Annotated in this window: 15 protein-coding genes; 12 read left to right on the forward strand and 3 right to left on the reverse strand. The window is 63.6% G+C overall.

Translation table 11 applies throughout. The annotated features are described in order from the left end of the window. Positions 1–38 precede the first annotated feature (38 nt). Genes hpt through HMPREF2826_RS03070 form a run of 4 tightly spaced genes read left to right on the forward strand, consistent with a single transcriptional unit; the run spans position 39 to position 5149 of the window. On the forward strand, positions 39–587 hold the full coding sequence (gene hpt / locus HMPREF2826_RS03055) for a hypoxanthine phosphoribosyltransferase (protein WP_070639105.1): 549 nt from the start codon (positions 39–41) through the stop codon (positions 585–587). A gap of 60 nt (positions 588–647) precedes the next feature. Then, positions 648–2873: an ATP-dependent zinc metalloprotease FtsH gene (ftsH, locus tag HMPREF2826_RS03060; RefSeq protein ID WP_246824672.1), complete on the forward strand. Its 2226-nt coding sequence runs from the start codon at positions 648–650 to the stop codon at positions 2871–2873. After that, entirely contained in the window at positions 2860–4053 is a 1194-nt protein-coding gene (locus tag HMPREF2826_RS03065; RefSeq protein ID WP_083307217.1) for a pyridoxal phosphate-dependent aminotransferase, read from the forward strand. The genes ftsH and HMPREF2826_RS03065 overlap by 14 nt, the downstream gene beginning before the upstream one ends. Beyond that, the gene (locus tag HMPREF2826_RS03070) at positions 4046–5149 is read left to right on the forward strand and encodes a phosphatase (protein WP_246824673.1); all 1104 of its coding nucleotides are present in this window, start codon (positions 4046–4048) and stop codon (positions 5147–5149) included. The genes HMPREF2826_RS03065 and HMPREF2826_RS03070 overlap by 8 nt, the downstream gene beginning before the upstream one ends. Positions 5150–5282: 133 nt before the next feature. Here HMPREF2826_RS03070 and HMPREF2826_RS03075 read toward each other — a convergent pair whose 3' ends face one another. Continuing rightward, complete coding sequence (locus tag HMPREF2826_RS03075) at positions 5283–6086, reverse strand: exodeoxyribonuclease III (protein WP_070639107.1); 804 nt, start codon at positions 6084–6086, stop codon at positions 5283–5285. A gap of 269 nt (positions 6087–6355) precedes the next feature. Here HMPREF2826_RS03075 and HMPREF2826_RS03080 point away from each other — a divergent pair, with 269 nt between their 5' ends. Both HMPREF2826_RS03080 and HMPREF2826_RS03085 read left to right on the forward strand, forming a co-directional pair. After that, on the forward strand, positions 6356–10636 hold the full coding sequence (locus HMPREF2826_RS03080) for a hypothetical protein (protein WP_070639109.1): 4281 nt from the start codon (positions 6356–6358) through the stop codon (positions 10634–10636). Between the two features lie 54 nt (positions 10637–10690). Further along, on the forward strand, positions 10691–15124 hold the full coding sequence (locus HMPREF2826_RS03085) for a Spy0128 family protein (RefSeq protein WP_256388668.1): 4434 nt from the start codon (positions 10691–10693) through the stop codon (positions 15122–15124). A gap of 120 nt (positions 15125–15244) precedes the next feature. Here HMPREF2826_RS03085 and HMPREF2826_RS03090 read toward each other — a convergent pair whose 3' ends face one another. Further along, positions 15245–16309, reverse strand: coding sequence for a patatin-like phospholipase family protein (locus tag HMPREF2826_RS03090; protein WP_070639113.1), 1065 nt, complete (start codon positions 16307–16309; stop codon positions 15245–15247). A 227-nt stretch (positions 16310–16536) separates the two neighbouring features. Between HMPREF2826_RS03090 and HMPREF2826_RS03095 the strand changes: the two genes are divergently transcribed. From HMPREF2826_RS03095 to HMPREF2826_RS03105, 3 genes are all read left to right on the forward strand, one after another. After that, on the forward strand, positions 16537–17280 hold the full coding sequence (locus HMPREF2826_RS03095) for an NAD-dependent protein deacylase (RefSeq protein WP_070639115.1): 744 nt from the start codon (positions 16537–16539) through the stop codon (positions 17278–17280). 224 nt (positions 17281–17504) lie between these two features. Beyond that, positions 17505–18956 (forward strand): dihydropteroate synthase, encoded by a 1452-nt coding sequence (gene folP, locus HMPREF2826_RS03100; protein ID WP_070639160.1) that lies wholly within the window; start codon positions 17505–17507, stop codon positions 18954–18956. A gap of 128 nt (positions 18957–19084) precedes the next feature. Continuing rightward, a complete protein-coding gene (locus tag HMPREF2826_RS03105; RefSeq protein ID WP_070639117.1) occupies positions 19085–19603 on the forward strand; it encodes a hypothetical protein in 519 nt (172 codons plus the stop codon). Positions 19604–19695: 92 nt separating this feature from the next. On the opposite strand, the gene HMPREF2826_RS03110 is transcribed toward HMPREF2826_RS03105, so the two are convergent. Beyond that, positions 19696–20514 (reverse strand): type III pantothenate kinase, encoded by an 819-nt coding sequence (locus HMPREF2826_RS03110; RefSeq protein ID WP_070639118.1) that lies wholly within the window; start codon positions 20512–20514, stop codon positions 19696–19698. 197 nt (positions 20515–20711) lie between these two features. Between HMPREF2826_RS03110 and rpmE the strand changes: the two genes are divergently transcribed. From rpmE to rplM, 3 genes are all read left to right on the forward strand, one after another. After that, entirely contained in the window at positions 20712–21179 is a 468-nt protein-coding gene (rpmE, locus tag HMPREF2826_RS03115; RefSeq protein WP_070639119.1) for a 50S ribosomal protein L31, read from the forward strand. A 627-nt stretch (positions 21180–21806) separates the two neighbouring features. Next, the gene (locus tag HMPREF2826_RS03120; protein WP_210388958.1) at positions 21807–23231 is read left to right on the forward strand and encodes an NAD(P)/FAD-dependent oxidoreductase; all 1425 of its coding nucleotides are present in this window, start codon (positions 21807–21809) and stop codon (positions 23229–23231) included. 342 nt (positions 23232–23573) lie between these two features. After that, entirely contained in the window at positions 23574–24014 is a 441-nt protein-coding gene (rplM, locus tag HMPREF2826_RS03125; RefSeq protein WP_070639120.1) for a 50S ribosomal protein L13, read from the forward strand.

Here is a 24014-nt window from a genome sequence, read left to right on the forward strand (position 1 = left end):
CCCTTGCCGCCCGGCGTCTCATGAAGGGGGATCATGACATGGAGAGCCTGCATCCCGACGTGCAGAAGCTCCTTTTGAGCGAGGACGACATCGAGCGCATCGTCGAGCGCCTGGGAGACGAGATATCGCGTGACTACGCGGGCAAGAACCCGCTGATCGTGGCCGTGCTGCGGGGCGCCTTCGTCTTCACGGCCGACCTCATCCGCTCCGTCACGGTGCCCTGCGCGGTGGACTTCATGGCCGTGAGCAGCTACGGTGACGGCATCAAGAGCTCGGGCGTGGTGCGCATCGTCAAGGACCTGGACACCAAGATCGAGGGGCGTCACGTGATCATCGCGGAGGACATCCTTGACTCCGGCCTCACGCTGAGCTACCTCATAGACCTTCTCAGGGCCCGCCATCCCGCCTCGGTCGAGGTCGCCACCTTCGCGGTGAAGGACATCGAGGGCAAGACCCCCGCCATCGAGCCGCGCTATGTGGGCACGCACGTTCCCAACGAGTTCATCGTGGGCTACGGCCTCGACTTTGCCGAGAGGTACCGCAACCTTCCCTACGTTGGCGTCCTCAAGCCCGAGGCGTACGCCTAAGATTCCGCCCCGAATCCGCCCCGTCCTGCGGGGGGCGCACGACAGCAAGGAGCACCGTCGGTGTCAGATACGAAGCGCGACAGCAAGTTCCAGCCGGACGGCCGCAGCCGCAACGCAGACGGACCCTCCGGCCCTCCTCGTCCGGGGTCCGGCGGCGGTCCTTCCGGCCCGGGCCTTGGCGGCCCGGGGGGAAGGAAGCTCCCTCTCTGGGGCATCATCCTGGGCATCGCCCTCTCCCTCTACTTGGTGTGGCCTGCGGGTCGGATGCTCATGGACCCCTCCGCCACCGCAGACGACCTTGCCACCAACGACTTCGTCGTCGCGGTCAAGGACGGGCGCGTGAGCGACGTCACGTACAAGACGGACGACGCCAGCCTGAGCGGCAGCTACTGGAAGAGTGCCGACGACAAGGGCGACAAGAGCAAGCTGTCTGGCTTTACGAGCACGTATGTGGGAAGCGACAGCCTTCAGGAGCTCATGGCGGAACACCCCGAAACCACCTTCAAGATCGTGGTCCCGGACGGGCTCTTGAAGATGGTCGTCGAGTCGCTCGTGCCGACGCTGCTCATCCTGGGAGCGTTCATATATTTCATGCGCCAGACCCAGGCGCAGAACGGCAGGGCCATGAACTTTGGCCGTGCCAATAAGGCGCGCACCAACGAGCAGACCCGTCCCAAGGTCAAGTTTGACGACGTCGCGGGTGTGGACGAGGCCGTCGAGGAGCTCAAGGAGGTGCGTGACTTCCTCATGGACCCCGAGCGCTACCAGAGGATGGGCGCAAAGATCCCGCGTGGCGTGCTGCTCGTGGGTCCGCCGGGCACCGGCAAGACCCTGCTTGCCAAGGCGGTCGCCGGCGAGGCGAGCGTCCCGTTCTTCTCGATATCGGGCTCCGACTTCGTGGAGATGTTCGTGGGCGTGGGCGCCAGCCGCGTGCGCGACCTCTTCAAGCAGGCCAAGGAGTCATCCCCGTCCATCATCTTCATCGACGAGATCGATGCCGTCGGGCGGCAGAGGGGCGCCGGTCTCGGCGGCGGTCACGACGAGCGCGAGCAGACGCTTAACCAGCTGCTGGTCGAGATGGACGGCTTTGACGAGAATTCGGCGGTCATCCTCATCGCGGCCACCAACCGTCCCGACATCCTTGACCCCGCGCTGCTGCGTCCCGGGCGCTTTGACCGGCAGATCACCGTGGATCGGCCCGACGTCAAGGGGCGGCAGAAGATACTCACGGTCCACGCCAAGACCAAGCCGCTTGACGCGACGGTCAAGCTGGACCGCATCGCCAAGCTGACCCCGGGATTCACAGGCGCCGAGCTTGCCAACCTCATGAACGAGGCCGCGCTTCTCGCCGCCCGCCGCCGCCGGGACAAGATCTCCATGGCGGAGGTCGAGGAGGCCATGGAGCGCGTCATCGCCGGGCCCGAGAAGAAGGGCCGCGTGATGACCGAGGAGGAGCGCCGCGTCATCGCCTTTCACGAGAGCGGCCACGCCCTGGTTGGTCATATCCTCGAGAACAGCGACCCCGTGCACAAGATCTCGATCATCAGCCGCGGTCGCGCCCTGGGCTACACGTTGCAGCTGCCCGAGGAGGACCACTTCCTCGAGACCCGTGACGGCATGCTCGACCAGATAGCCGTCCTGCTGGGAGGACGGACCGCAGAGGAGCTCTTCTGCGACGACATCACCACGGGGGCCAGCAACGACTTGGAGCGCGCCACCAAGCTCGCCCGCGAGATGGTCACTCGCTACGGCATGAGCGAGGAGCTGGGCACCCAGGTGTTCGGCGAGGCGCAGCACGAGGTGTTCCTGGGCCGCGACTACGCCAACCATAACGACTATGCCGCTGAGACGGCAAAGCGCATTGACGACGAGGTGGAGCGCATCATGCGCGAGGCGCATGACCGCGCCCGCACCGTGCTCGAGGCGCGTCGCGACCAGATGCACACCATGGCGCAGGTCCTGCTCGCCCGCGAGACCGTCGATGGCGACGTCGTCGACGCGCTCCTCAATGACGACTGGGACGAGTACGTGCGTCAGCACCCCGAGGCGCGCGCAGAGGCTGACGCCCCGGCCGGCGCGACCTCGCCGGGCGACCTCGTCGAGGAGGCGGCGCTCGAGGCGTCGGCTCAGGCGTACGCCCAGCGCATGATGGGGTTCAAGGCGGACGAGCCGTCCGCGACGTCTCAGGGTCAGGATGAGGGGCAGGGCAAGGAACAGGATGAGGGGCAGGCGACGTCTGACGTCCCTGCCACGGCGAAGGGAGATGGGCGGGATGCCCATGAATAGCCAGAGCTACGAGCTGGGAGTCGCCACGTCGTCCATCCGCGAGATCGCCGCCTATGCCGCGGCGCGCAAGGCGCAGATAGGCCCCCAGAACGTGTTTGACTTCTCGCTGGGCAATCCCTCGGTGCCCGCGCCGTCCGAGGTCCGCGCGTCCATCGAGCGGTCATTGGCGCTGGATGCCACGGCGCTCCACGGCTACACGCCCGCCGCCGGTCTCCCGGAGGTCCGCAAGGCGGTCGCCGCGTCGCTCAACCGGCGCTTCATGACAAGCTATGACGCTGGCGACGTCTATCTGACCTGCGGGGCGGCCGCGTCGATCGCCATAGTCCTCAACGCCCTCGTGAGCCCGGGTGACGAGGTCATCGTCATCGCCCCGTACTTTCCGGAGTACCGCGTGTGGATAGAGGCCGCCGGTGCCCGCTGCGTGGAGGTCAGGGCCGACGAGCGCACGTTCCAGCTGGACGTCGACGCCGTGGCGCACGCCGTCACCGAGCATACGCGGGCGGTGCTCATCAACTCGCCCAACAACCCCGTCGGCACGATCTATCCCCGCGAGGACCTGGAGCGTCTCGGTCGCGTGCTGGATGAGCGTGGCAGGGAGCTTGGCGGCCAGATCCACCTGATCGCAGACGAGCCCTACCGCGAGATCAGCTATGGCGCCGAGGTGCCCTGGGTGCCCGACGCATATGGGCGCACGGTCGTCTGCTACTCGTACTCAAAGAGCCTGAGCCTGGCAGGCGAGCGCATCGGCTGGGTCTTGATCCCCAAGACCAATCCCGAGCACGACGAGCTGGTGCCCGCGGTGGCGGGGTCGGGCCGCAAGCTGGGATTTGTGTGCGCCCCGGCGCTGTTCCAGCGCGTGGTGGCGGACTGCGTGGACGTCCCCAGCGACGTGGCCGCCTACGCCAGGAACCGCGCCGCCCTCACGGAGGGCCTGTCTCAAGCCGGTTACACGTATGTCGAGCCGCAGGGCGCCTTCTACCTGTGGGTCAAGGCCCTGGAGCCTGACGCCAAGGCGTTCTTCCGGCAGGCGCGGGAGCTCGAGCTTCTGCCCGTGCCGTCCGACAGCTTCGGCTGTCCCGGATGGGTGCGGGTGGGCTACTGCGTGAGCCACGAGACAATCGTCAACTCGATTCCCGCCTGGGAGCGGCTGGCCCAGCGTTACGGGCGACGTCATGGATAGTAAGCCCACCTGCGCAGACTGCCTGTTCATGCAGAGAAGGACGGGGCTTCTTCGGACGCGCCTTGCCTGCTTTGGGCCGCAGGGGCGCAGGGGGCAGGTCAAGCCGGGGGATCCTGCCTGCGAGGGCTTCGTCCTGACGCAGCGGGCAAGCTTCGGGCTTGGCGCCCTCAGGCGCGGGCCTGCCGGCGGCGGGCATCCGACCAGGGCAGCCTCCCAGAGGCGGGCCGCACAAGCCACGGCCGGCCCGGGAGAGGGCCAGGAGCTGCGCATCGCCTGCGACGTCCACACCCACACGGTCTTCTCTCGCCATGCCTACGGCACCATCGAGGAGAACGTGCGCGCCGCGTCAGAGCGAGGTATCGAGCTGCTGGGGTCGACAGATCATTTTTCGCCCATGACCTCGACGCTCTTTGGCGCCGACGTTCGCCCCGACGACCTGGGAGACGTCGTCTCCAGGGACTATCAGCACTACCTCAACTATGCCTGCTGGCCCAAGGAGTGGCACGGCGTGCGCGTCCTGCGTGGCTGCGAGGCGGACATCGTGGACCTTGAGGGGCGCCTCTTTGGCTGGGACGTGCCCGTGGCGCGACGCATCGACGGCAAGCGCCTGCGGCGGGCCGTCACGCTCAAGGAGCGCGTCTTTGACGCGTGCGACTACGCGATTGCCTCCGTCCACGATGACGACTTTGCGGAGGGAGCCACGCCCGCCCAGGTCACGGCCATGTACGTCAGGGCCCTGGAGGACCCCAAGGTCCTCATCCTGGGGCACGTGGGCAGGTCGGGCCTTGACTTTGACCTCGACGCCGTGCTCACGGCCGCCCGCGACCTGGGCAAGATGGTCGAGATAAACGAGAGCACCTTTCGGCAGCGCCCGGAGGCGACGCCGCGCTGCCGGGCGATTGCCCAGCGTGCGGCCGAACTGGGCTGTCTGCTCTCGACGGGCACGGACGCCCACATAAGCCCCCGCATAGGGCGGCTGGACAAGACGCGCGCCCTCTTGGAGGACGTGGGCTTTCCCCAGGAGCTCCTGGCGACGACGGACGCCGCCAGCTTCCTGGGAGCCCTACGCCGCGCCCTGCCCGAAAGCTCCGCCTGACGCCTGCCAACGCCTGGGTCCGGCCTGACGCTTGCCGACGACTCCTGATGTTCCCTGACGCCTCCTGGCGCGCGGGAATCTCCTGGCGCGCGGGAACCTCCGGTGTCGGGAGGCTCGCGTCATCGAGCTCGCCTCACAGCCTGATGCGCAGCGACACGGGGCAGTGGTCGCTGCCAAAGACGTCGTCCAGGATGGAGGCGCCCTCGATGCGCCCCGCCGCGTCGTCGCTCACCAAGAAGTAGTCGATGCGCCAGCCCACGTTGCGCTCGCGGGCGCGCATGCGGTAGCTCCACCAGCTGTAGGCGTCCGTGCGGTCGGGGTAGAGCATGCGGAAGCTGTCCGTGAAGCCGGCGTCCAGGAGCCTGCCAAAGCTACCGCGCTCCTCGTCCGAGAAGCCGGCGTTCTGATGGTTGGTGTCGGGGTTTTTCAGGTCGATCTCCTCATGGGCGACGTTAAAGTCCCCGCAGGTGACCACGGGCTTCTGCTGGGCGAGCCCCACCAAGAAGTCCCGATAGCGCTCGTCCCACACCATGCGCTCGTCCAGGCGGGCGAGGCCGTTCTTTGAGTTGGGGGTGTAGACGTTGACGAACCAGTAGCTGGCGAACTCCAGGGCGCACACCCTACCCTCGTCGTCTGCCACCGGAGACCCAATCTTGCGGATGACCTGGAGGGGCTCCTCCTTGCTGAAGACGGCCGTGCCTGAGTAGCCCTTGCGCTCGGCGTAGTTCCACGTCTGGTGGTAGCCGGGAATGTCGAGGTCCACCTGGCCCTCCTGGAGCTTGGTCTCCTGAATGGCGAAGACGTCGGCATCACAGGACGAGAACACCTCGGCAAAGCTGGGGTCCTTCTTGATGACGGCGCGAAGTCCGTTGACGTTCCAGGAGACGAGGGTCTTGACGGGAGTATCTGCAGTTGCAGTGACGCTATCGAGAGGCACGTGGTTCTCCTTTGCTTGTGAGCTGGCGCTGCATCGTGCGGCGCACGTGGCTAGGGTACCCCAGCGACGGTGGACCGTGAAGGTGGACTGTGAGGCTCTCGATTTCCTCCTGTTTGAACCTAACGAGGCACTTTCTTCGCGTCTGGCGAAAAAAGAGGTGCAGGTTGGCAGACTGGGTATTGAAAAACCCTTCTTATGAGTTCAGCCTGAAGTAAGCTTTCTTATTGGTACTGGCAACACAGATTCACGTCATAAACGCGGAGAGAATCATGACTATACGTGGTCGCCTTGTCCAGAGAGCCGCCCGGCGCGGAGCAGTCCTGCTGTCTCGGCAGATTCTTGCGGTGGTCCTGTCGCTTGCCATGATCCAGTGGCCCACGACGTATGCGCTGGCACGACCTGCGGCCGCTACCGAAGTGGCTATTTCGACCGAGGTGGCCGCAGGGGAAGCTGCTCCGTCCACGGACACCGCTGCCGACTCTGCGGATACGGAGAACTCTGCTGCGGCTCAGGACGAGACGCCCGTCCATACCTGGAAGTTCGACCTCGCGGGTGGCAAGCTCGCCGACAGCGTGGGGGCGACAGATCCCACAAAGATCGATGACGTCACGATCTCGGGCGACGACGAGGCGACGCTCCTGGACACGGGGATCGCAGCTGACGTGAGCAATGTCAAGGACGTCTTTGCGACCGGCGAGCTCGTCCGTGACGGTTATGTCTTCAGGGGCTGGGCCTACGACACCAAGACGACCGCCTCGGACGGCCTCCCCCAGACCATCATCCCCGCTGGCGCCAAGGTAAGCGGGCTCGTCTTCAGCTATGACGAGGACAAGGACGGCACGACGGAGACGACCGTGGTGCCCGACAAGTTCGTCGATCCTCAGGAGGGGGCGCCTGAGGGCTCGGGCGTCGCCACGCTCCATGCTGTCTGGGAGAAGGTTGCCGAGACTGCAGCATCTGCCCAAGACACTGGTGCGGCGAAGTCGGAGGCCGAGCCTGCCACAAGCGCGGAAGACCAAAGCTCCGCCGAGGCTTCCGCGGCGACGACCTCCGAGGGCGGGGAAGCAGACACGCAGACTGACTCTTCCAAGCAGGAAGAGGAGGCTGCCACACCCTCCGATGCCGCAACGAACGCAGCGACGCTCTCAGAGGACGTGATTGCCTCGAGCCCCACCGCCCGCGAGGCCCTGCGCGAGGGCACAGCGAACGCTGGCGCTGACGTCAAGGACATCGACCAGGGCGCCGGGGACGACCTCAAGGCGGAGGTCACGACGAACGACACCCCGGCCGCCGCTCCCGTGCAGCGATTCTTCTCGACCCTCGCATCAGCGGCATCGGGAGCCATCGGTGGGGACGTCACCTCCGCTGATGGCACGACCATCAACTCGTTTGAGGTTAAGTGGGTAACACCCGACTCGCATAACAATGATGATAAGATTTCCGAGAATCTTGTATTCGCCCCTTATAGCAACGCATCGATTAACCTCAGGGGAAAGGTGAGTTTCTCGCTCTCGGGTGAGCATGACTACCAACCCGGGGATATCTCCTTCACCCTTCCCGGCCACATCTTTACTGACCGTAGCGACAAACCCTATGGAAGCCTCTCGCTTCCTTTGGCAGAGGCGCCCAGCACGAAGACGAACTTCAACTGGAGCTATGACTCCGGCACTGACACCTACACGATCACCAACACGGGAACGATGAGCGCCGCCTCAAGCGTGGAAATCGAGTTTGGTATCACGGATGTCACCCCCTCGGAGGTTGTGGACAGTAAGACGTTTGGCACCATCAACTCAACACTCTTTGTGACGACAAATGCTGGTTCCGGGCTTCATGCTACTGCCGGGGGCCTCACAGCCCAGGTGAACACCCAAGAGGTTCTGGGCCGAGCCTCAAAGATTTACCAAAGCTATGAGAGCACGGATGACCTCTCGAGGATTCCCGACGAGGTCAAGGAAAAGTATCCCGACGAAAAGAAGTTCCTACTGGTCACCTACTACACCTATGCCTACCACTCCGGATGCACGTACTACACGCTCACATGGAAGGACACGCCGACAGACTCGTTTGGGGGAACACCCATAGAGAACGGTGATGGTATCGACCTACAAGACTCGTATCGTCCGGATGGCAATAGCAACTATCACTACGTCACAATCGCATACCCGTTCTCTCAGTTCGAGGCAGAAAAGCACTATACCCTCACCAACAGTGTCGAATGGACGCTCACGCAAACCGACCCCAACGCTGACGGCACGTACGCATCATCTGTCCAGCAAGCGACAGCGACATGCAACTTCTACTATTCGAAGCCGACAGTAAAGCATCCTGGTGGGCGCTTTGATGCCGACAAAGTGGGCGAGTTTGGAAACAAGCAGCCCGACTGGTCTCTCGGAGACTCCTATCCAACTGCCCTCAACAGCCTCTCCGCAGGTAAGGACGTATCCGACATCTCGTACAAGTCGAGCATGATTGGCTACGTCCTCCCGTATCTTCAGACGGAGGGTACCGAGGGAACTAAGGTATCCGACTTCGAATCTTCAAAGTCGGTCCACATGCAGATAGAAGACGGAAAGCTCGACTTTGCTGATACGAAATATGGCTCGGGCACACTTTCCCCGGGAGTTGACTATGAGTTTACGGCGCTCGGGCTCGATGCGCCCAAACTGCTCGCTGCCGTGGAGTATGACGCAACTCTTCTGGATGCCAGCAAGGCTGTTACTGTCGATGGACGGGCGGTTTACGACGAGGGTGGGAGGCAAATTCATGGTGGTAGCTATGGCATTGGATACACTGACGATGCCGACCTAACGCACTCCCCCGACTTTGTCGTCCAGGCTCAAGTTGGAGGAGCGTGGAAAGACGTAGCAGCAGTCTCGTGGAAAACTGGGTCAGTCTTCTACGCTGACGGGTCTGCCCAGTCGTTTACTCCCCGTTCTGGTGTCACGGTGAGCCTCCCCGCTGGCACCACCTCGTGGCGGTATGGAGCCGATGTCAACATCGCAGGAATTCGCGAGGCTGTAGTCCATCCCAAGGTGAAGTTGCACCCCACTTCTGAAGTTCGCCGGCTTGCCCAAGACCAGATTGCAGACAGCACGTCTCCCGCAGCATTCCTGCGCAACACCCAGTCCGCCACAGCGACGCAGGGAGACGAGATTCTCTTCCAGCAGGAGGATGCCGGTGCAGACGAACTTCGCGGTTATGATGTGAAGATTGCCGCGGTGCCCTCAAAGGACGCCATGACCGACCCCAATAGCGATGTGAATTACGAGGACAGCAACGTCACGCTCCACTACTCCGCAAAGGTCGAGCTTCAGAGCGACATCGCGGACAAGGACGCATATGAGTCTGCCGTCGCCAATGGAGACATCAGCTCGCAGACCTCGGGGGTCTGGTATGACCTGCTTCCAAAGGGGGTCGTACCCAACCTCTCGACCATCGACGTCACTCGCCGCGAAGTCCGGGGAAGTGAGGTAAGCTCTGCCGACGGCGTGAAAAGCGTGCGAACGATCGACAACTACAAGGGTACCGGACGCACTCTTCTCGTGGTAGGGGTGTCCCTCGTTCCCACCGCCCAAGCTTATCTGCCGGGCAACTCCTACACGTATATGTACGAGGACGTCCCTCAGATTCGCTTTGATGCCACCTACTCCTTCAATGACAGCAGCGACTGGGGCACCGACCTGCACAATGTCATCGCCTTCGAGGGCGGATCATCGGAGCTCGCTCAACGTGAGGGGTACCAAGGAGAGCCCGACAGCCCCGATGGCAAGAACACCGTTACTGATGCGGCGACAACATTTGTCGACGAAGCTGAGCGCTCTGCCATGACTGATCTCGACCCTGCGAGTTCGGCGCAGAACGTGGTGTACGCAGGAGCCAGCACGAGCATTCAGAAGCTCAATTACTACACGTTCTCCCTGTCAAAGCAGGTTGATGTCAATAACGAGGGCTCTTGGGGAACGGGAGTAGGAACTGCTGACCAACCAAACGCGAACGCAAAGAACGCCTGGGCGGGCGGCCCCTACTCGTATCGCCTCGCCATGGTCTCGGGGGAGAACTCATCCACCAGTAACATGGTCATCTACGACGAGCTTGAAAACTACGTCCCCACAGAGGACAAGCCCGACGTAAATGGAAAGCGCTGGCGAGGAGCCCTCGTCTCGGTGGATGTCTCCCAGCTGAGGGCAAAGGGCGTCGACGCCAAGGTCTATTACTCCTCAAAGCCAGACATCGACCTTGCCAACGATGGCGCGACCGGATCAAGCGGAGAAGTGACAAAGAATGCCGACTCCGACCTCGCCAATACCTCGGTTTGGTCGCTTATCCCTCCCGATGACCTTTCTCGGGTGACCGCCATTGCGGTGGATGCAAGCACTGCTACCGATGGGTCACCTTTCGTGCTCGCCTCGTATGACACGGCAACGGTACGCGTCAACATGGTGGCGCCATCTGGCGAAGATGCGGCAGCACTCATTGACGAAGATGCTCATGCGTACAACAGCGCCTACATGAGCGCCACGGGCACTAACTCAGCGACGGGAGCATAGACACCCTCATTCATTCGCAAGGACTACACCAAGGTCGGACTTTCCGCCTATTCCATCCAGGCGACGAAGCTGTGGGTGGACAATGGTAACAGCGACGGATACCGACCCGACTCGCTGGCAGTCGACCTGCTGGCTAATGGCGAGACAACGGACAGATCACTCACGCTCGACGAGGCCAATGGCTGGGCTGGGTCGTTTGAGAACATCCCCTACCTCGATTCGGACGGCAAAAGAATCGACTACACACTTAAGGAACGAAGCGTTTCCTCCGTGGGGGACCTTTCCAAGTACCACGGGACCATTTCGTGGACCTCTGACAAGACACAGGTGTATCTCACGAATGTCCACGAACCAGAGACCGTTTCAATTCATGGCCACAAGGTGTGGAACAACGATCCCGAAAACGCCTATCACTCCTATGTGGATATGTGCCTGTTGGCCGACGGTAAGACACGGCTGGACGATGGGACATACCTGCCCGCCAAGACCGTATATGAGGGAGAAGACGGGAGCTGGTCGTTCTCCTTCGACAATATGCCCAAGTACCACGATGGAGGGGTGCCCTATGAGTACTCCCTGCAAGAGCAGCGGGGAGACCAGAACTATTCCCCCAGCATCTCGGGGGACGTTTCGACAGGCTTCACGGTCACCAACACGTATCATCCCTTCGGAGATCTGGTAATCTCGAAGGCAGTCACGGGCGGTACTGAGGAGACAAAAGGTCAGCGTTTTACCTTTGACGTGCAGCTTTGGAATCAGGATGGCTCACCGCTCAGGGGGACGACCACCTGGCAGCGATCCGACGGTTCTACCGGCAGCATCACTGATGGGGTGGGGGTGGTTGACCTTGCAGATGGCGAAGCGATAACGCTCAAGGACATCCCTGCTTACGCAACGTACTCGGTCACCGAGAGACAAACCTCGGGTTACCATGCGAGCTCCTCTATGCTGCAGGGCTACATTTCCGCGAACCGCCAGTCGGACGCTGCATTTTCCAACGAGTATTCCACGCTCGGGAGGGCAAGCATCGGGGCAAGGAAGGTGCTTGACGGTCGAACGTTGATAAACCACCAGTTCCGCTTCCTGCTCCTCGACGGGGACGGAGAGGTCGTGTCCGTTGGGTCCAACGACGCATCTGGAGCCGTCACCTTTGGGTCCTTGCGGTATTCAGCTGCCGATGATGGCAAGACCTTCTCGTACACGATGCGCGAGGAAGACGCAGGGATGCCCGGGTACACCTATGACTCGAGAGAGTACAAGGTGGAGGTCACGCCGCACGACATGGGTGACGGCACAATGGAGGTCGAGGTCCGCTACCTTGACGGCAACGGATCACGGCTCGACCCCCAGGACGTCTCGTTTGGCAATTCATACACAGCGACAGGGTCCACGCATCTCACGGCCTACAAGGTCCTCAAGGACGGCAGGCTCGAGCGGGGGGCGTTTAGCTTTGAGCTCCATGGCGTGGACACAGCACCCCTGCCAGAGGTGACTTCTGCAACGAACGCAGTTGACGGAACCGTGAACTGGGGCGACATCACCTACTCCCAGAAGGACATCGGGAAGACCTATACCTACTGGGCTGACGAGATGGCGGGGACCGACGAGTCGGTGGCATACTCTGCCGAGCGGAGGGCGTGGAGCGTCTCGGTCTTTGACAACGGGGACGGCACACTCTCCTTTGCTACAAAAAACATTTCTACCGACGGTCTCTTTGATGCCGACGGCAACGTTGTGCCTGGTTGGGATGCTTCTAAGGCAAGCGCGACCGACCAGCTGCCCGTGATCACCAACCAGAGTAAGTCTGGCGAGCTTGACATCTCAAAGATTCTCACCGACGACGAGGAAACCCAGGGCCAGAAGGACCGCAGCTTTACCTTCAAGGTGACCCTTACGGGGCCGAGCGTAACGAGTGACACGGTAAAGAGCTATCAAGTTACGAATGGCGTCGAGACCTTTGGTACGCGTAACTCACAGGCAGGATCGAGCTCTGATAAGCCAGATCAGAGCTCCAAGAGTGCGGACATGGCGCCCGCTCCCGCGAAGTCCCTACTCCAGACTCTGTCCGATGCCTGGGGTGGACTTGTGGGAAGCGTCGCATCGCTGTTCGTGCCCACACCGGCCCTTGCAAACACCACTGATGACTCTGGCGTGACTGTCTGGAAGACGTGGGGAACAGCCCGATGGGGCATCGATGGTGACGGCACGCTTTGGCTTGAGCCGGAGAGCGGAAGTGCCAGCGACACGGGGTATTTGGGGAAGATTCCTGCCTATTCCTTTGAGGTTTGGGACGACCACAACGCTGATGTCAAGGAGATAATGACAAAAGGCAGGGTCGTGCTTCCGGTCGAGTCGAACCATCTGTTTTATAACTTCGTAAACTGCACGTATGCCGACGTTTCGGGACTCGATCCTTCAAGGTCAAAGGACATTCAGAGCATGTTCTATGGCTGCAAAAAGCTGAAGACGATCGTGGGCATCAGCGACTGGGATACTCGCACGGTCCTGTATCCGTACCAAATTTTTGAAGGATGCGAATCTTTGACCGAAATTGACCTCTCTGGGTGGGACCTCCACAACGCCTGGCAAGGCGATGACTTCTTCGCCGGGTGCAAATCTCTCCGAAAGATAACCCTCGGACCCCAGTTCCGAAGCAGCAAGAGGGGGATGCCAGACATTCCCGCGTATCACACTGCCGATCCCTACGATGGCAAATGGATGCTTGAGGGAAAGGGCATCGTGCTTTCCGCAGCGGACCTCAGAGATACGTACAGCCCGGAGCTTGCTGGGACTTGGGTTTGGGCGATAGTGACATATCCGCTGAAGTTCGATGCCAACGGTGGGACAGGGGCCATGCAAGACCAGACCCTCGCAAAAGGAGAGAAAACCCCCATCCCAGCAAACTCCTTCACACGTTTTGGCTACACCTTTGCCGGCTGGAACACCAAGCCCGACGGGACGGGTGATGCCTACGCTGACCAGGCTCAGATAGCCATCCGCCAGGACACGACCCTCTACGCCCAGTGGACAAAGGCAGATAACACCGTGACCATGGAGGACAACGGCTTCACTGTCACCCTCAAGGGTGGCGAGACCGCCAAGATCGACGCCCTTCCCTCCGGCACTGCCTACCAGGTGTACGAGGAGACTCCCTCGGGCTGGGTCCTCGTCTCCTCCTCCAATGCCTCCGGCTCCATCGAGCCCCTCAAGACGTCCACGGCAACGTTCACGAACAAGTACGAGCAGGGCAAGGTTTCGGCAAACATCGTTGCCCACAAGACGCTGGACGGGCTCCCGGTGGACGAGGGCGCCTTCTCGTTCACGCTCACGGGCAAGGATGCGGCGCCCATGCCGACAGATGCCCAGGGCGAGGTCAAGACCCTGGCCAATGCGGCGGGCGGCGGAATAGACTTTGGCTCCATCGTCTTTGATAAGGCGGGCACCTATTCCTACCAGCTCGCCGAGGTGGCGGGGACCGACGAGTCCTTCACGTACGACACGCATGTGGAGGACGTCACTGTGACGGTCACCGATGACGGGCAGGGCAACCTCTCTGCCGCTGTCGCCTACTCTGGTGGCAAGGCGTCCGGCCCCACCTTTGCCAACGCCACCAAGCCCGGTAGCCTGACCGTCTCGAAGACCGTGTCTGCGGGCAAGCCCGACCAGGAGTTCACCTTTGACGTGACGCTAACCAACCCCAAGAACTCTGCAGAGCCCGAGGTGAGGACCCTCACGGTCAAGGGCGGTGAGTCCGCCACGATAGATTCGCTTCCTGCGGGGACGAGCTACTCGGTGGTCGAGCGCCCAAGTTCGGGCTGGACCCAGACCGCGTCCGAGGGGGCAACGGGAACAATTTCCGCAAACGTCGCCTCGACGGCGAGCTTCACCAACAGCTACGCCGCCAGCGGCAGCCAGGACATCGTGATTCACAAGGAGCTTGTCGAGGCAACGGGCGCGACCCACCCCATCGAGGGCGGACGCTTCACCTTCACAATTGAGGGCATTGACGGCGCCCCGCTCCCCGCGACGACGGTGGCGAGCAACGAGCCCTCTCCGAGTGCCCAAGGTCAGGGTGGCGATAGTGCTGCCGTTGACTTCGGTTCCGTCACTTTCCAGAAAGAGGACATGTACACCTATAGGATTCGCGAGGCAGCGGGCTCCGACGAGGGCATCCGATACTCCGACGAGGTCATCACACTCACCGTCAAGACCAAGGACAACGGAGACGGCACGCTTTCGTGCACACCGAGCTACAGCGGGGCAAGTGGCGAGGGCGACGACACCATCACAAACAGCCTTGTCTCCAAGCCGCCTGCGCCCACTCCCCCCGAGCCCAACGGTGCCGAGCCCGAGCTGCTTTCCCAGACGGGAGACAGCGATCCATTCGGGGGACTTACGACACCTGTCCTGGGGATTGCCGGTTGCGCGCTTGCCGTGGCAGGATATCGGCGACGCCGCAGGGAGGGCGGATCGAGAGGGGACGCATAACCCTCAGGCAGTGAGGAATGTAGGCAAAACACAAGGCGGACGCCCGGAAGGACGTCCGCCTTTCTCGTGCGGAGCGAGGTTCTTTGTTGCCCTGCGGTGCTAGGGGCGTCGGGAATCCCCTCAGTCCTCCGTCTTTTCGTTACCCGTGCTGATGGTAATGTAGCCGTCGTCGCCGTCCGCGTCCCGAACGCGCTGACGCATGAGCTCGGGGTCGGGTTGCGGGCCCCCGTCCTCGGACCCAAACAAAAAGCGGCGCCAGCGCGGCAGGTCGCGCAGGGCCTGATGACGCCCCTGGTCATAGGCGTCGCGCAGGAGCGCGGGGTCGAGCGTCTCGCTCTCCACGGGCATGACGTCGGGATACGCCATGAGGCAGCGTCCCTCCTCGGCGAGGCGCTCCGCGCGGTCCAGCTCCTCGTTGTAGCGTTCCCAGCGCGTGAGCAGCGCGTTTCTCAGATACGGGTAGTCGCGCGAGACGAGTTCGTATGCCTTGCGCTCGCGCGCGGTGGGCGGCTGCTCGCGATAGCCCTTGGGGCGCGTCGTCACAAGGAAAAAGCGCTCAAAACCCTTCTCCTCCGCTAGATGGAGCGAGATGCCCGCGCCCTTGCCCAGCCCACCGTCGAGCAGGGCGGCGTCTCCTGCGGCAGGAGACCTCATGGTGCCAGGGCGGGTGGAGCCGGCACGTATGAGGTCGAGCAGCGCCTGGGCGTTGGGCATGTCTTTCTTGCCAAAGGCGAGAGTCCTTCCCGTGTCGCGCTCAAAGGCCTGAATGCGCACGTCGGCAGGGTTGTTCGTAAAGGCGTCCCAATCAAAGGGAAGGCCGTCGTCCTCCATGCAGCCCTCAAAGGGCGAATCGGCGGCAAAGGGACTGACGGCCAAGGGACTGGCAACAAAGGGGCTGGCGGCAAAGGGGCCCGACCCGTGCAGCAGGGAGGGCAGAGCGCCCAGCGGTAGGCCTGCGGACCTGGCGTCAACAAAGGTGGAGCGCGTGCGCCTCAGATCGCGCGAAACGTAGTTGACGGCATGACTCGCCCCCGCGGCAACACCGCATACGAGGGAAAAGCGTATCTCGTGCTCAAGAAGGACGCGGACAAAGCCTGCCGTGTAGGCTCCGCGACGCCCGCCTCCCTCAAAGATGAGGGCGCAGCCAGGGACGTTGGGCGTAGGCGGTGGCGTTGTCCTTTCCATGGCGAGCCTCCTCTGGACGGGAATATGTTCGCCTTGTACCCAATTGCATCAGGCCGCCGACCCGGCAAGGCTCATGCGCGACAATGCTCCACAAGCGCTACGATGGGAGCCAACGCAACGCCGTCACGGTGCCATGGCGCAACGGCGCGGTGGTGCCATGGTGCCACCGTAATGCGACGCCGCGGCTCGTGCGACTCACGAGCAGACCACGGGAGAGGGGCGGACCTATGGGCAGGACCATCACCGACGCGGCGGAGGCGGCCCAGGAGCTACGCCGCAGGATAGACGTCGCCGGCTCCGTCGTGTTCTTTGGTGGGGCGGGCGTCTCGACGGCCAGCGGCATCCCTGACTTCCGTAGCCCCAGCGGCCTCTATCACCAGCACTTCTCCAGCGACTATGCGCCCGAGGAGCTTTTGAGCCACCATTTTTACGTGGCGCACACCAAGGAGTTCTTTGACTTTTACCGCACGATGATGTGCGCGCCCGAGGCTCGGCCCAACCAGGCGCACCTCAAGCTTGCGCAGCTGGAGGCCGAGGGCAAGCTCACGGCCGTCATCACGCAGAACATCGACGGCCTCCACCAGGCCGCCGGCTCCAAAAACGTCATCGAGCTGCACGGCTCGACGCACCGCAATCGCTGCCAGCGCTGCGGGGCGCTGTACTCGCAGGAGTGGGTGCTCGCAACCGAGGGCGTTCCCCACTGCGACCGCTGTGGGGGCGTGGTGAAGCCCGATGTCGTGCTGTATGAGGAGGCGCTCGACGAGGGCGCCATCTATGCCGCCGTGCGCGCCATCGCGAGCTGCGACATGCTCATCATTGGCGGGACGTCGCTCGTGGTGTATCCGGCGGCGGGCCTCGTCAACGAGTTCAGGGGCAATGACCTCGTCATCTGCAACAAGGGAACGACGCCTCAGGACGCCCGCGCCGACCTCGTCTGCGACTGCGACATAGCCCAGGCCTTTGCGTGGTAGAGAGGCCGAGAGGGGCGACGTCCGCCCCTTGGGGGCGCCTCTCGCGGTTCCATCGTCACGGGAGGGCGTCCGCACGCCGTAGGATGGTCGTGTGGCGTGTGCCCGCCGGCTTGCGGGCCACACCCAAGCAGGTACAATCTACAGGAACCATGCGCGTTCCGACCCGCCTCAGCTCCATGGGCATGCGGGGCGTGCGCAGCCGTTTTCCGGGAGGTTTGGCACCCATGCTTCGAGAGGACTACGCTACCTGGCGCTGCGGTCGGCACGAGCTGTCACTGACGCGTCCCCGCGTCATGGGCGTCCTCAACGTCACGCCCGACTCCTTCTCGGACGGCGGACAGAACGCTGACGCGCGGGCTGCCATAGACCGGGCGCTTCAGATGCTCGACGAGGGCGCCGACATCATCGACGTGGGAGGCGAGTCCACCCGCCCGGGTCACACGCCCGTGGACCCCGAGGAGGAGGGCAACCGTATCGTCCCCGTGGTCAGGGGCATCCTCGCCGCGGCGCCTTCGGCGATCGTCTCCATTGACACCCGTCACGCCGCCGTCGCAAAGATCGCCGTGCGCCTGGGCGCCTCCATCGTCAATGACGTCTCGGGCTTCACGGACCCCGCAATGGTGGAGGTTGCCGCCGAGTCGCGCTGCGGCTGCATCGTCATGCACTGGAACAGGCTCAGCGGCGTGAGCACGCGCCGCTCCGTCACGCTCGACTCACCGCGCCTGCTCTCGCGCCGGCCGGCCCAGCCGCGCGTGGTTCCCACGAGCACCCGTCGCTTCACGCTGCCCGAGGAAGCGCCCATCATGCGCGAGATCATGGGCTTTCTGGGCGATCAGGCCCGCACGCTCATGCGAGCGGACGTGAGCCACGACCGCATCTGCATCGATCCCGGGCCCGGGTTTGACAAGACGGCCGACGAGGACGTTGTCGTGCAGCGAGCCACGCACAAGCTTGTCTCCATGGGCTATCCCGTGGTCACGGCCGTCTCGCGCAAGCGCTTCGTGGGGGCCGTGTCGGGTGTGGCGGATGCCGCCCGGCGTGATGCCGCCACCATTGGCATGGTCCTCTCGGCCATCGAGGCGGGTTCGCGCATCGTGCGCGTTCACGACGTCGCCTCCACGACCCAGGCCGTCAACGGCTACTGGTCGGTTGCCAAGCCCGACGCGCGCCAGGGCTTCGTGTCCCTGGGGTCAAACGTGGGCGACCGTGTTGACAACCTCACGCGCGCGGTGAAGCTCATCAACAAGATTCCGCTCACCCGCGTCGTCCTGGTGAGCCGTGCGTACGAGACCGAGCCCGCCTATGGCATCGACACACCCGTGGCCAACGCCGTGGCCGAGATTCGCACCGAGCTTCATCCCCTCGTGCTCCTTGATGCCCTGATGGGTGTCGAGGAGGAGCTCCAGCGCGTCCGCGATCCGCGTCAGGCGGGGCATGGCCCGCGCACCATCGACTGCGACCTCGCATTCGTCGAGGGCGAGCGGCATGCCGGGCCCAAGCTCACGCTTCCCCACCCGCACCTGGGCGAGAGGGACTACGTCCTGGTGCCCATGGAGGACCTCATGCACGATCCCGTGCGCTTTCTCATGCATGCCGGCGTGCCCGTCTTCGCGCCGGAGGAGCGGGTGGGGCACGTCCTTTCCGAGCTGGGGGAGCTCGACTGGCAGGAGGCATGATGCCGCCGTCCACGCCGGCGGCGCGGCCGTCGAACCCAGCGGCGCCGGCACCGTCCCCAACGCCGCCTCCGACGTCCCCAGCGTCCCCAACGTCCCCAACTGCAGACGCAGCGGAGCCGTGCTGGTCTTTGACGTTGCATCCCAAGCTTCCCCTGCATTACGTGCATGGCGTTCCCTGGTGCGTTGCCCTCGGCGTCGTCGACTATCTGCGCGACGCCGGCCTTGAGCGGGCGGGCGTCTTTTGGCCCCACGACATCGACCGTGGCGACGGCGAGCTCCTGACGATGACCGTCTCCGGCGGCGCGGACGAGGAGGGCATGTATGTGACGCTGCGGGTGCAAGGCGAGGCGCCGGGCATGGACGTCGGTGCCCTGGATGCCGCCGTGCGGCGTCGCGTGGACGCCTGGGAGCGCGCCGTCAGCGAGGGGCGCTGCGCGGCGGGGCCCCTCGCCTCGTTTCTGTCCGAGCTCTTTGACCGCATGACGCTCATGGGGGCAGACGTTGACGTGCTCTATCCCAACGGAAGGCCGTTTGACCGGGGCTCGCTTGCCGGCCTGGACGTTTGGGGTCGGGCCACCGTCAGGTGCGCCGACGGCTCGGAACTGCAGATCGCGCCTGAGCAGGCGCGCCTTCGCAGGGCTCGTTAGGGCCGCCCGCCAATGCGCCGTCCGCGATCGCCGCACTCTGGCACCTGCGGAGCGACGCCCGCCATTATCTGAGACGCGACGCTTTTCGTCACCTAGCGGTCGCGCTGCGAGGCCCGACGCTTCTGGTTGCGGTGCGCCCAGATGCGATAGATGCCCCGCACGGTGAGGTCGCAGTCGATGGCGTCAAACATGTCCGTGACGCCGGAAATCTCGTGAGCGAGTCCGCCCGTGCCCACGACGGTCACCTTGCCAAGCTGAGGATCCTCCGCCCCCAGCTCGTCGATGATGCGCCTGACCAGGCCCTCGGCCTGGGCGGCGGCGCCAATCACGAGGCCCGACTGCACGGCCGTCTCGGTGCTGTCGCCCAGGGCGTGCGCCGGCGCCACCATGTTGACGCTCGAGAGCCGCGCCGCCTGGGAAAAGAGCGCGCTTGCCGATAGCAGCAGGCCCGGCATGATGGCACCGCCCCTGAACGCGCCCTTGCGATCCACCACGTCTATGTTGGTGGCCGTGCCAAAGTCCACCACGATGACCGGCGCCCCGTAGCTGTCGCGCGCGGCGACGGCGTTGGCGATGCGGTCGGCGCCCACCTGGCGGCGGTCGGGCATGTCGATGGCGATGCCGCAGTCGCGCGTGGCGTCAACGACCAGGACGTCCTCCTGCTTGAGGATGTGACCCAGCATGTACTGCCACTCGCGGGTCAGGATGGGCACGACGCTCGCCAGCGCCACGCGGGTGACGTCACCCAGGCGCAGGCCAAGCATCAGGAAGTAGCCAAAGAGCCGTTCATGCAGCTCGTCCGCCGTGTCCGTCTTGTCGGACGCCATGCGCCACTGGCGACGACAGAAGCCCGTCTCGTCAAAGAGTCCGAGGGTGGTCTGAGTGTTGCCAATGTCGACGGTCAGAAGCACGGAAGGTCTCCAAGTCTGGGAGGGCGCGCCATGTGCGCCGGGTGCCTGCATGGTCTCTCCATAGTATGCAAGATCGCGCAGGCGATGGGGAAGAAGTGCGGACAATCTGCTACACTGCATAGGCTCACTGTCTCGCATGCTGTCGAGACACCCCCTTGCCTGGTCGGAAACCAGGCCAACCAAAGGAGTGCCAGAACATGAAGCAAGGAATCCATCCCAAGTACATGGAGTGCACCGTTCGCTGCACCTGCGGCAACACCTGGGTCACCCGCGCCACCAAGAGCGAGATGACCGTTGACCTCTGCGACAAGTGCCACCCGTTCTATACTGGCCAGCAGAAGCTCGTCGACACCGGCGGACGCGTCCAGCGCTTCTCCAGCAAGTTTGGCGGTGCAGCCGCCGCCCAGCTCAAGAAGGCCGAGGAGGCCAAGGCCGCAAAGGCCGCGAAGGCCGCCGAGGAGGCAGCTGCCAAGAAGGCCGCCAAGGAGGCCAAGGCTGCCGAGAAGGCCAAGCGCGCCGCCGAGTTTGCGAAGAAGGCCGAGGCCGAGGCTGCCAAGCAGGCCAAGGAGGCCGAGGCTCAGGCGCAGGCTGCCGCCGAGACCGTCGAGGCCGCGCAGGCTTCCGCGGATGTCGCGCCGGCTTCCGCCGAGGAGGCTGCCGAGTAGGTGGCTGGCTAGGGCTCCTCTCGCCAACTCACGTCAAGGCACGAACACGAGGCGCTCGCTGAGACGGGCGCCTCGTTTTTGCTTGAATGTCGTGTCGGACCGAAGCGTGGGGCATCTCGCGATGGGGTGCCTCGCGCCGAAATACCTCGCGCCGAAGCGTCGCGTGATAAGGTGCCTCGCGCCGAAGCGCCGCACGATAAGACGCCTCGTGCTGAAGCGCCTTGCACCGAAGCGCCGCGTGATAAGGCACCTCGCGCCGAAGCGCCTTGCACCGAAGCGCCGCACGATAAGGCGCCTCGCAGCGCTAATCTTGCTTTTTGACTCAGAATTCGGCCTCTTTTGGGCAAAAAGTGAGTCAAACGACAAGATGAGCGGGAGGGGCGCGGGCATGGTCACTGTTCGGGAGCCAGGGTCCCGAGCCAGAGTCCCGAGCCAGAGCCCCAAGTCAGGGTCCCGAGGTAAAGCCTCGGGCCAGGGTCCCGTGGCAAGCCGAGACAGCGTCTGGCCAGGCGTGCGTCGCAAGCAGCCGTTTTTGGTCTATGCTCATCTCAGCACTCAGCAATGTCTTATGGCGAGCGCTGGATGCGGCGACGCCAGAGCAGGGAGAAACTGAGCAAGGGAGAGACAATGGCGACAGCTTCGGAGACGATGCCCACCTTGGCGGACGTCTTGATCATAGGGGCGGGGCCGGCGGGCATCTTTTGCGCCCTCGGCCTGGTGCGCGGCGGCTTTTCCGGCTCCATCGTCATGGCGGAGAAGGGGCTTCCGGTCGAGCGGCGCAGCTGCCCCAAGAAGAAGGTCGGGCGCTGCGTCGGGTGCTCGCCCTGCCGCATCACGACGGGCTTTTCGGGCGCCGGGGCCTTCTCGGACGGCAAGCTCTCGCTGAGCCACGAGGTGGGCGGTGACCTGCCGCAGCTCATCGGGCCTTCTTGCGCTCAGGCCACCATCGATCGTGTTGACCAGATGTACCTGGATTTTGGGGCGGACCCCCATGTTGAGGGCCTGGGGCATCGCGCCGAGGTGGCGCAGATTCGCCGTCGTGCCATCAAGGCGGGGCTCAAGCTCGTTGACTGCCCCATCCGCCATCTGGGCACGGAGAAGGCCCAAGAGATCTACCTGCGCATTGAGCGGGCGCTGCTTGACGCCGGCGTGCGCATGCTCTTTCAGACGGAGTGCACGGAGGTGTGCGTGGAGGACGGTCGTTGCGTGGGCGCCGTCCTCAAGGGGCCTGACGGGCAGGAGCAACGCGTCGCCGCCGGCAGGACCATCGTCGCCACGGGACGTCGCGGCGCCAGCTGGTTTGACGACATGTGCGAGAGGCACGGCATCGACCACTCGTCCGGTCCCGTTGACCTGGGCGTGCGCGTGGAGGTGCGCAACGAGATCATGCAGGAGGTCAACGACGTCCTCTACGAGAGTAAGCTCGTGGGCTATCCCGGGCCCTTCCGCAACAAGGTTCGCACCTTCTGCCAGAATCCCGGGGGCTTCGTGAGCCAGGAGAACTACGACGGCAGCCTTGCGGTGGTCAACGGCCACAGCTACAAGGAGCGCAAGAGTCCCAACACCAACCTGGCGGTGCTCGTCTCGTTCAACTTCCGCGAGCCTTTTGACCAGCCCATCTCGTATGCGCAGCACGTGGGGCGCCTCTGTAACATGCTGGGCGCGGGGCATATCCTGGTGCAGCGCTTTGGCGACATCATGGACGGCAAGCGCACCTGGCCCAAGGAGCTGGGCCGCTCAAACGTGGTTCCGACCCTGACGGACGCTGAGGCCGGCGACATCACGGCCGCCATGCCCCACAGGGCCATGGTCGAGATCGTGGCGTTCATGAAGGCGGTCGATCAGGTGGTGCCCGGCTTTGCCGCCGACGAGACCCTTCTCTACGCCCCGGAGCTCAAGTTTTATAGCAACCGCGTGGGAATGGACGAGCGCTTTGACACCAACGTCAAGGACCTGCACTGCCTGGGCGACTCCAGCGGCTGGACGCGCGGCCTCATGATGGCGAGCGTCATGGGGCTTCTCATGGGCGAGAGGATCATGGCGGAGGCGTAGAGGTTGAGGCATGGAGAGGTCGTCGGGTCTCTTGAGGGCGTCTCGACAAAGGGGAGCCTTGACGGCTTGTGCAATTGCCGGCCTGGTGAGGGCGTCCAGGTGGTTACTCGTGGCCGTCGGTCTGCCCCGCGCATCTTGCGTGATGACCTCCCGCGCGCAGGCCTCCTCGCGCGCCTCTCGTGCAGACCTTTTGAAAACGAGGCTTTTTTGGTGCGTTTCTCCCAACGTCAGCTGAGTGCTGTATACTTCTAGGGCTTTTCCACTGAGCCCCGTAACCTCACAGAAAAGCATGCGACGGCCTGTCCAGAGGTCGCCGATCGTCAGGTTCGTAGGAGGAGTCACGTGAACAAATCGACTCAGTACGCCAAGAAGGGCGAGGTCGAGCGCCACTGGGTGCTCGTCGACGCCGATGGCGCCACGCTCGGTCGTCTTGCGACCAAGGTCGCTACGATTCTTCGTGGCAAGAACAAGCCCCAGTACACCCCCAACGCGGACACCGGTGACTTCGTGGTCGTCATCAATGCCGACAAGGTCAAGCTGACCGGCACGAAGGCGGAGCACAAGAGCTACTGGCGCTATTCCGGCTGGCTGGGCGGCCTCAAGACCGAGTCCTTCAAGGAGGCCATGGCCAAGCACCCCGAGCGCGTCATCGAGCACGCCATCAAGGGCATGCTGCCCAAGACCACGCTTGGCCGTCAGCAGGGCATGAAGCTCAAGGTCTATGCTGGGCCCGAGCATCCGCATGCCGCGCAGAACCCCGTCAAGATCGATCTGGAGGCGTAA

Origin of the sequence: Olsenella sp. HMSC062G07, from assembly GCF_001811895.1 — a bacterium.
In the GTDB taxonomy this organism is placed as follows: Bacteria; Actinomycetota; Coriobacteriia; order Coriobacteriales; family Atopobiaceae; genus Olsenella_F; species Olsenella_F massiliensis.

Bases quoted from the DNA above. Each gene is read 5' to 3' on its own strand.
- hpt (WP_070639105.1), top strand. From the start codon at position 39: ATGGAGAGCCTGCATCCCGACGTGCAGAAGCTCCTTTTGAGCGAGGAC.
- HMPREF2826_RS03065 (WP_083307217.1), top strand. From the start codon at position 2,860: ATGCCCATGAATAGCCAGAGCTACGAGCTGGGAGTCGCCACGTCGTCC.
- HMPREF2826_RS03070 (WP_246824673.1), top strand. From the start codon at position 4,046: ATGGATAGTAAGCCCACCTGCGCAGACTGCCTGTTCATGCAGAGAAGG.
- HMPREF2826_RS03080 (WP_070639109.1), top strand. From the start codon at position 6,356: ATGACTATACGTGGTCGCCTTGTCCAGAGAGCCGCCCGGCGCGGAGCA.
- HMPREF2826_RS03090 (WP_070639113.1), bottom strand. From the start codon at position 16,309: ATGGAAAGGACAACGCCACCGCCTACGCCCAACGTCCCTGGCTGCGCC.
- HMPREF2826_RS03095 (WP_070639115.1), top strand. From the start codon at position 16,537: ATGGGCAGGACCATCACCGACGCGGCGGAGGCGGCCCAGGAGCTACGC.
- folP (WP_070639160.1), top strand. From the start codon at position 17,505: ATGCTTCGAGAGGACTACGCTACCTGGCGCTGCGGTCGGCACGAGCTG.
- rpmE (WP_070639119.1), top strand. From the start codon at position 20,712: ATGAAGCAAGGAATCCATCCCAAGTACATGGAGTGCACCGTTCGCTGC.
- HMPREF2826_RS03120 (WP_210388958.1), top strand. From the start codon at position 21,807: ATGGCGACAGCTTCGGAGACGATGCCCACCTTGGCGGACGTCTTGATC.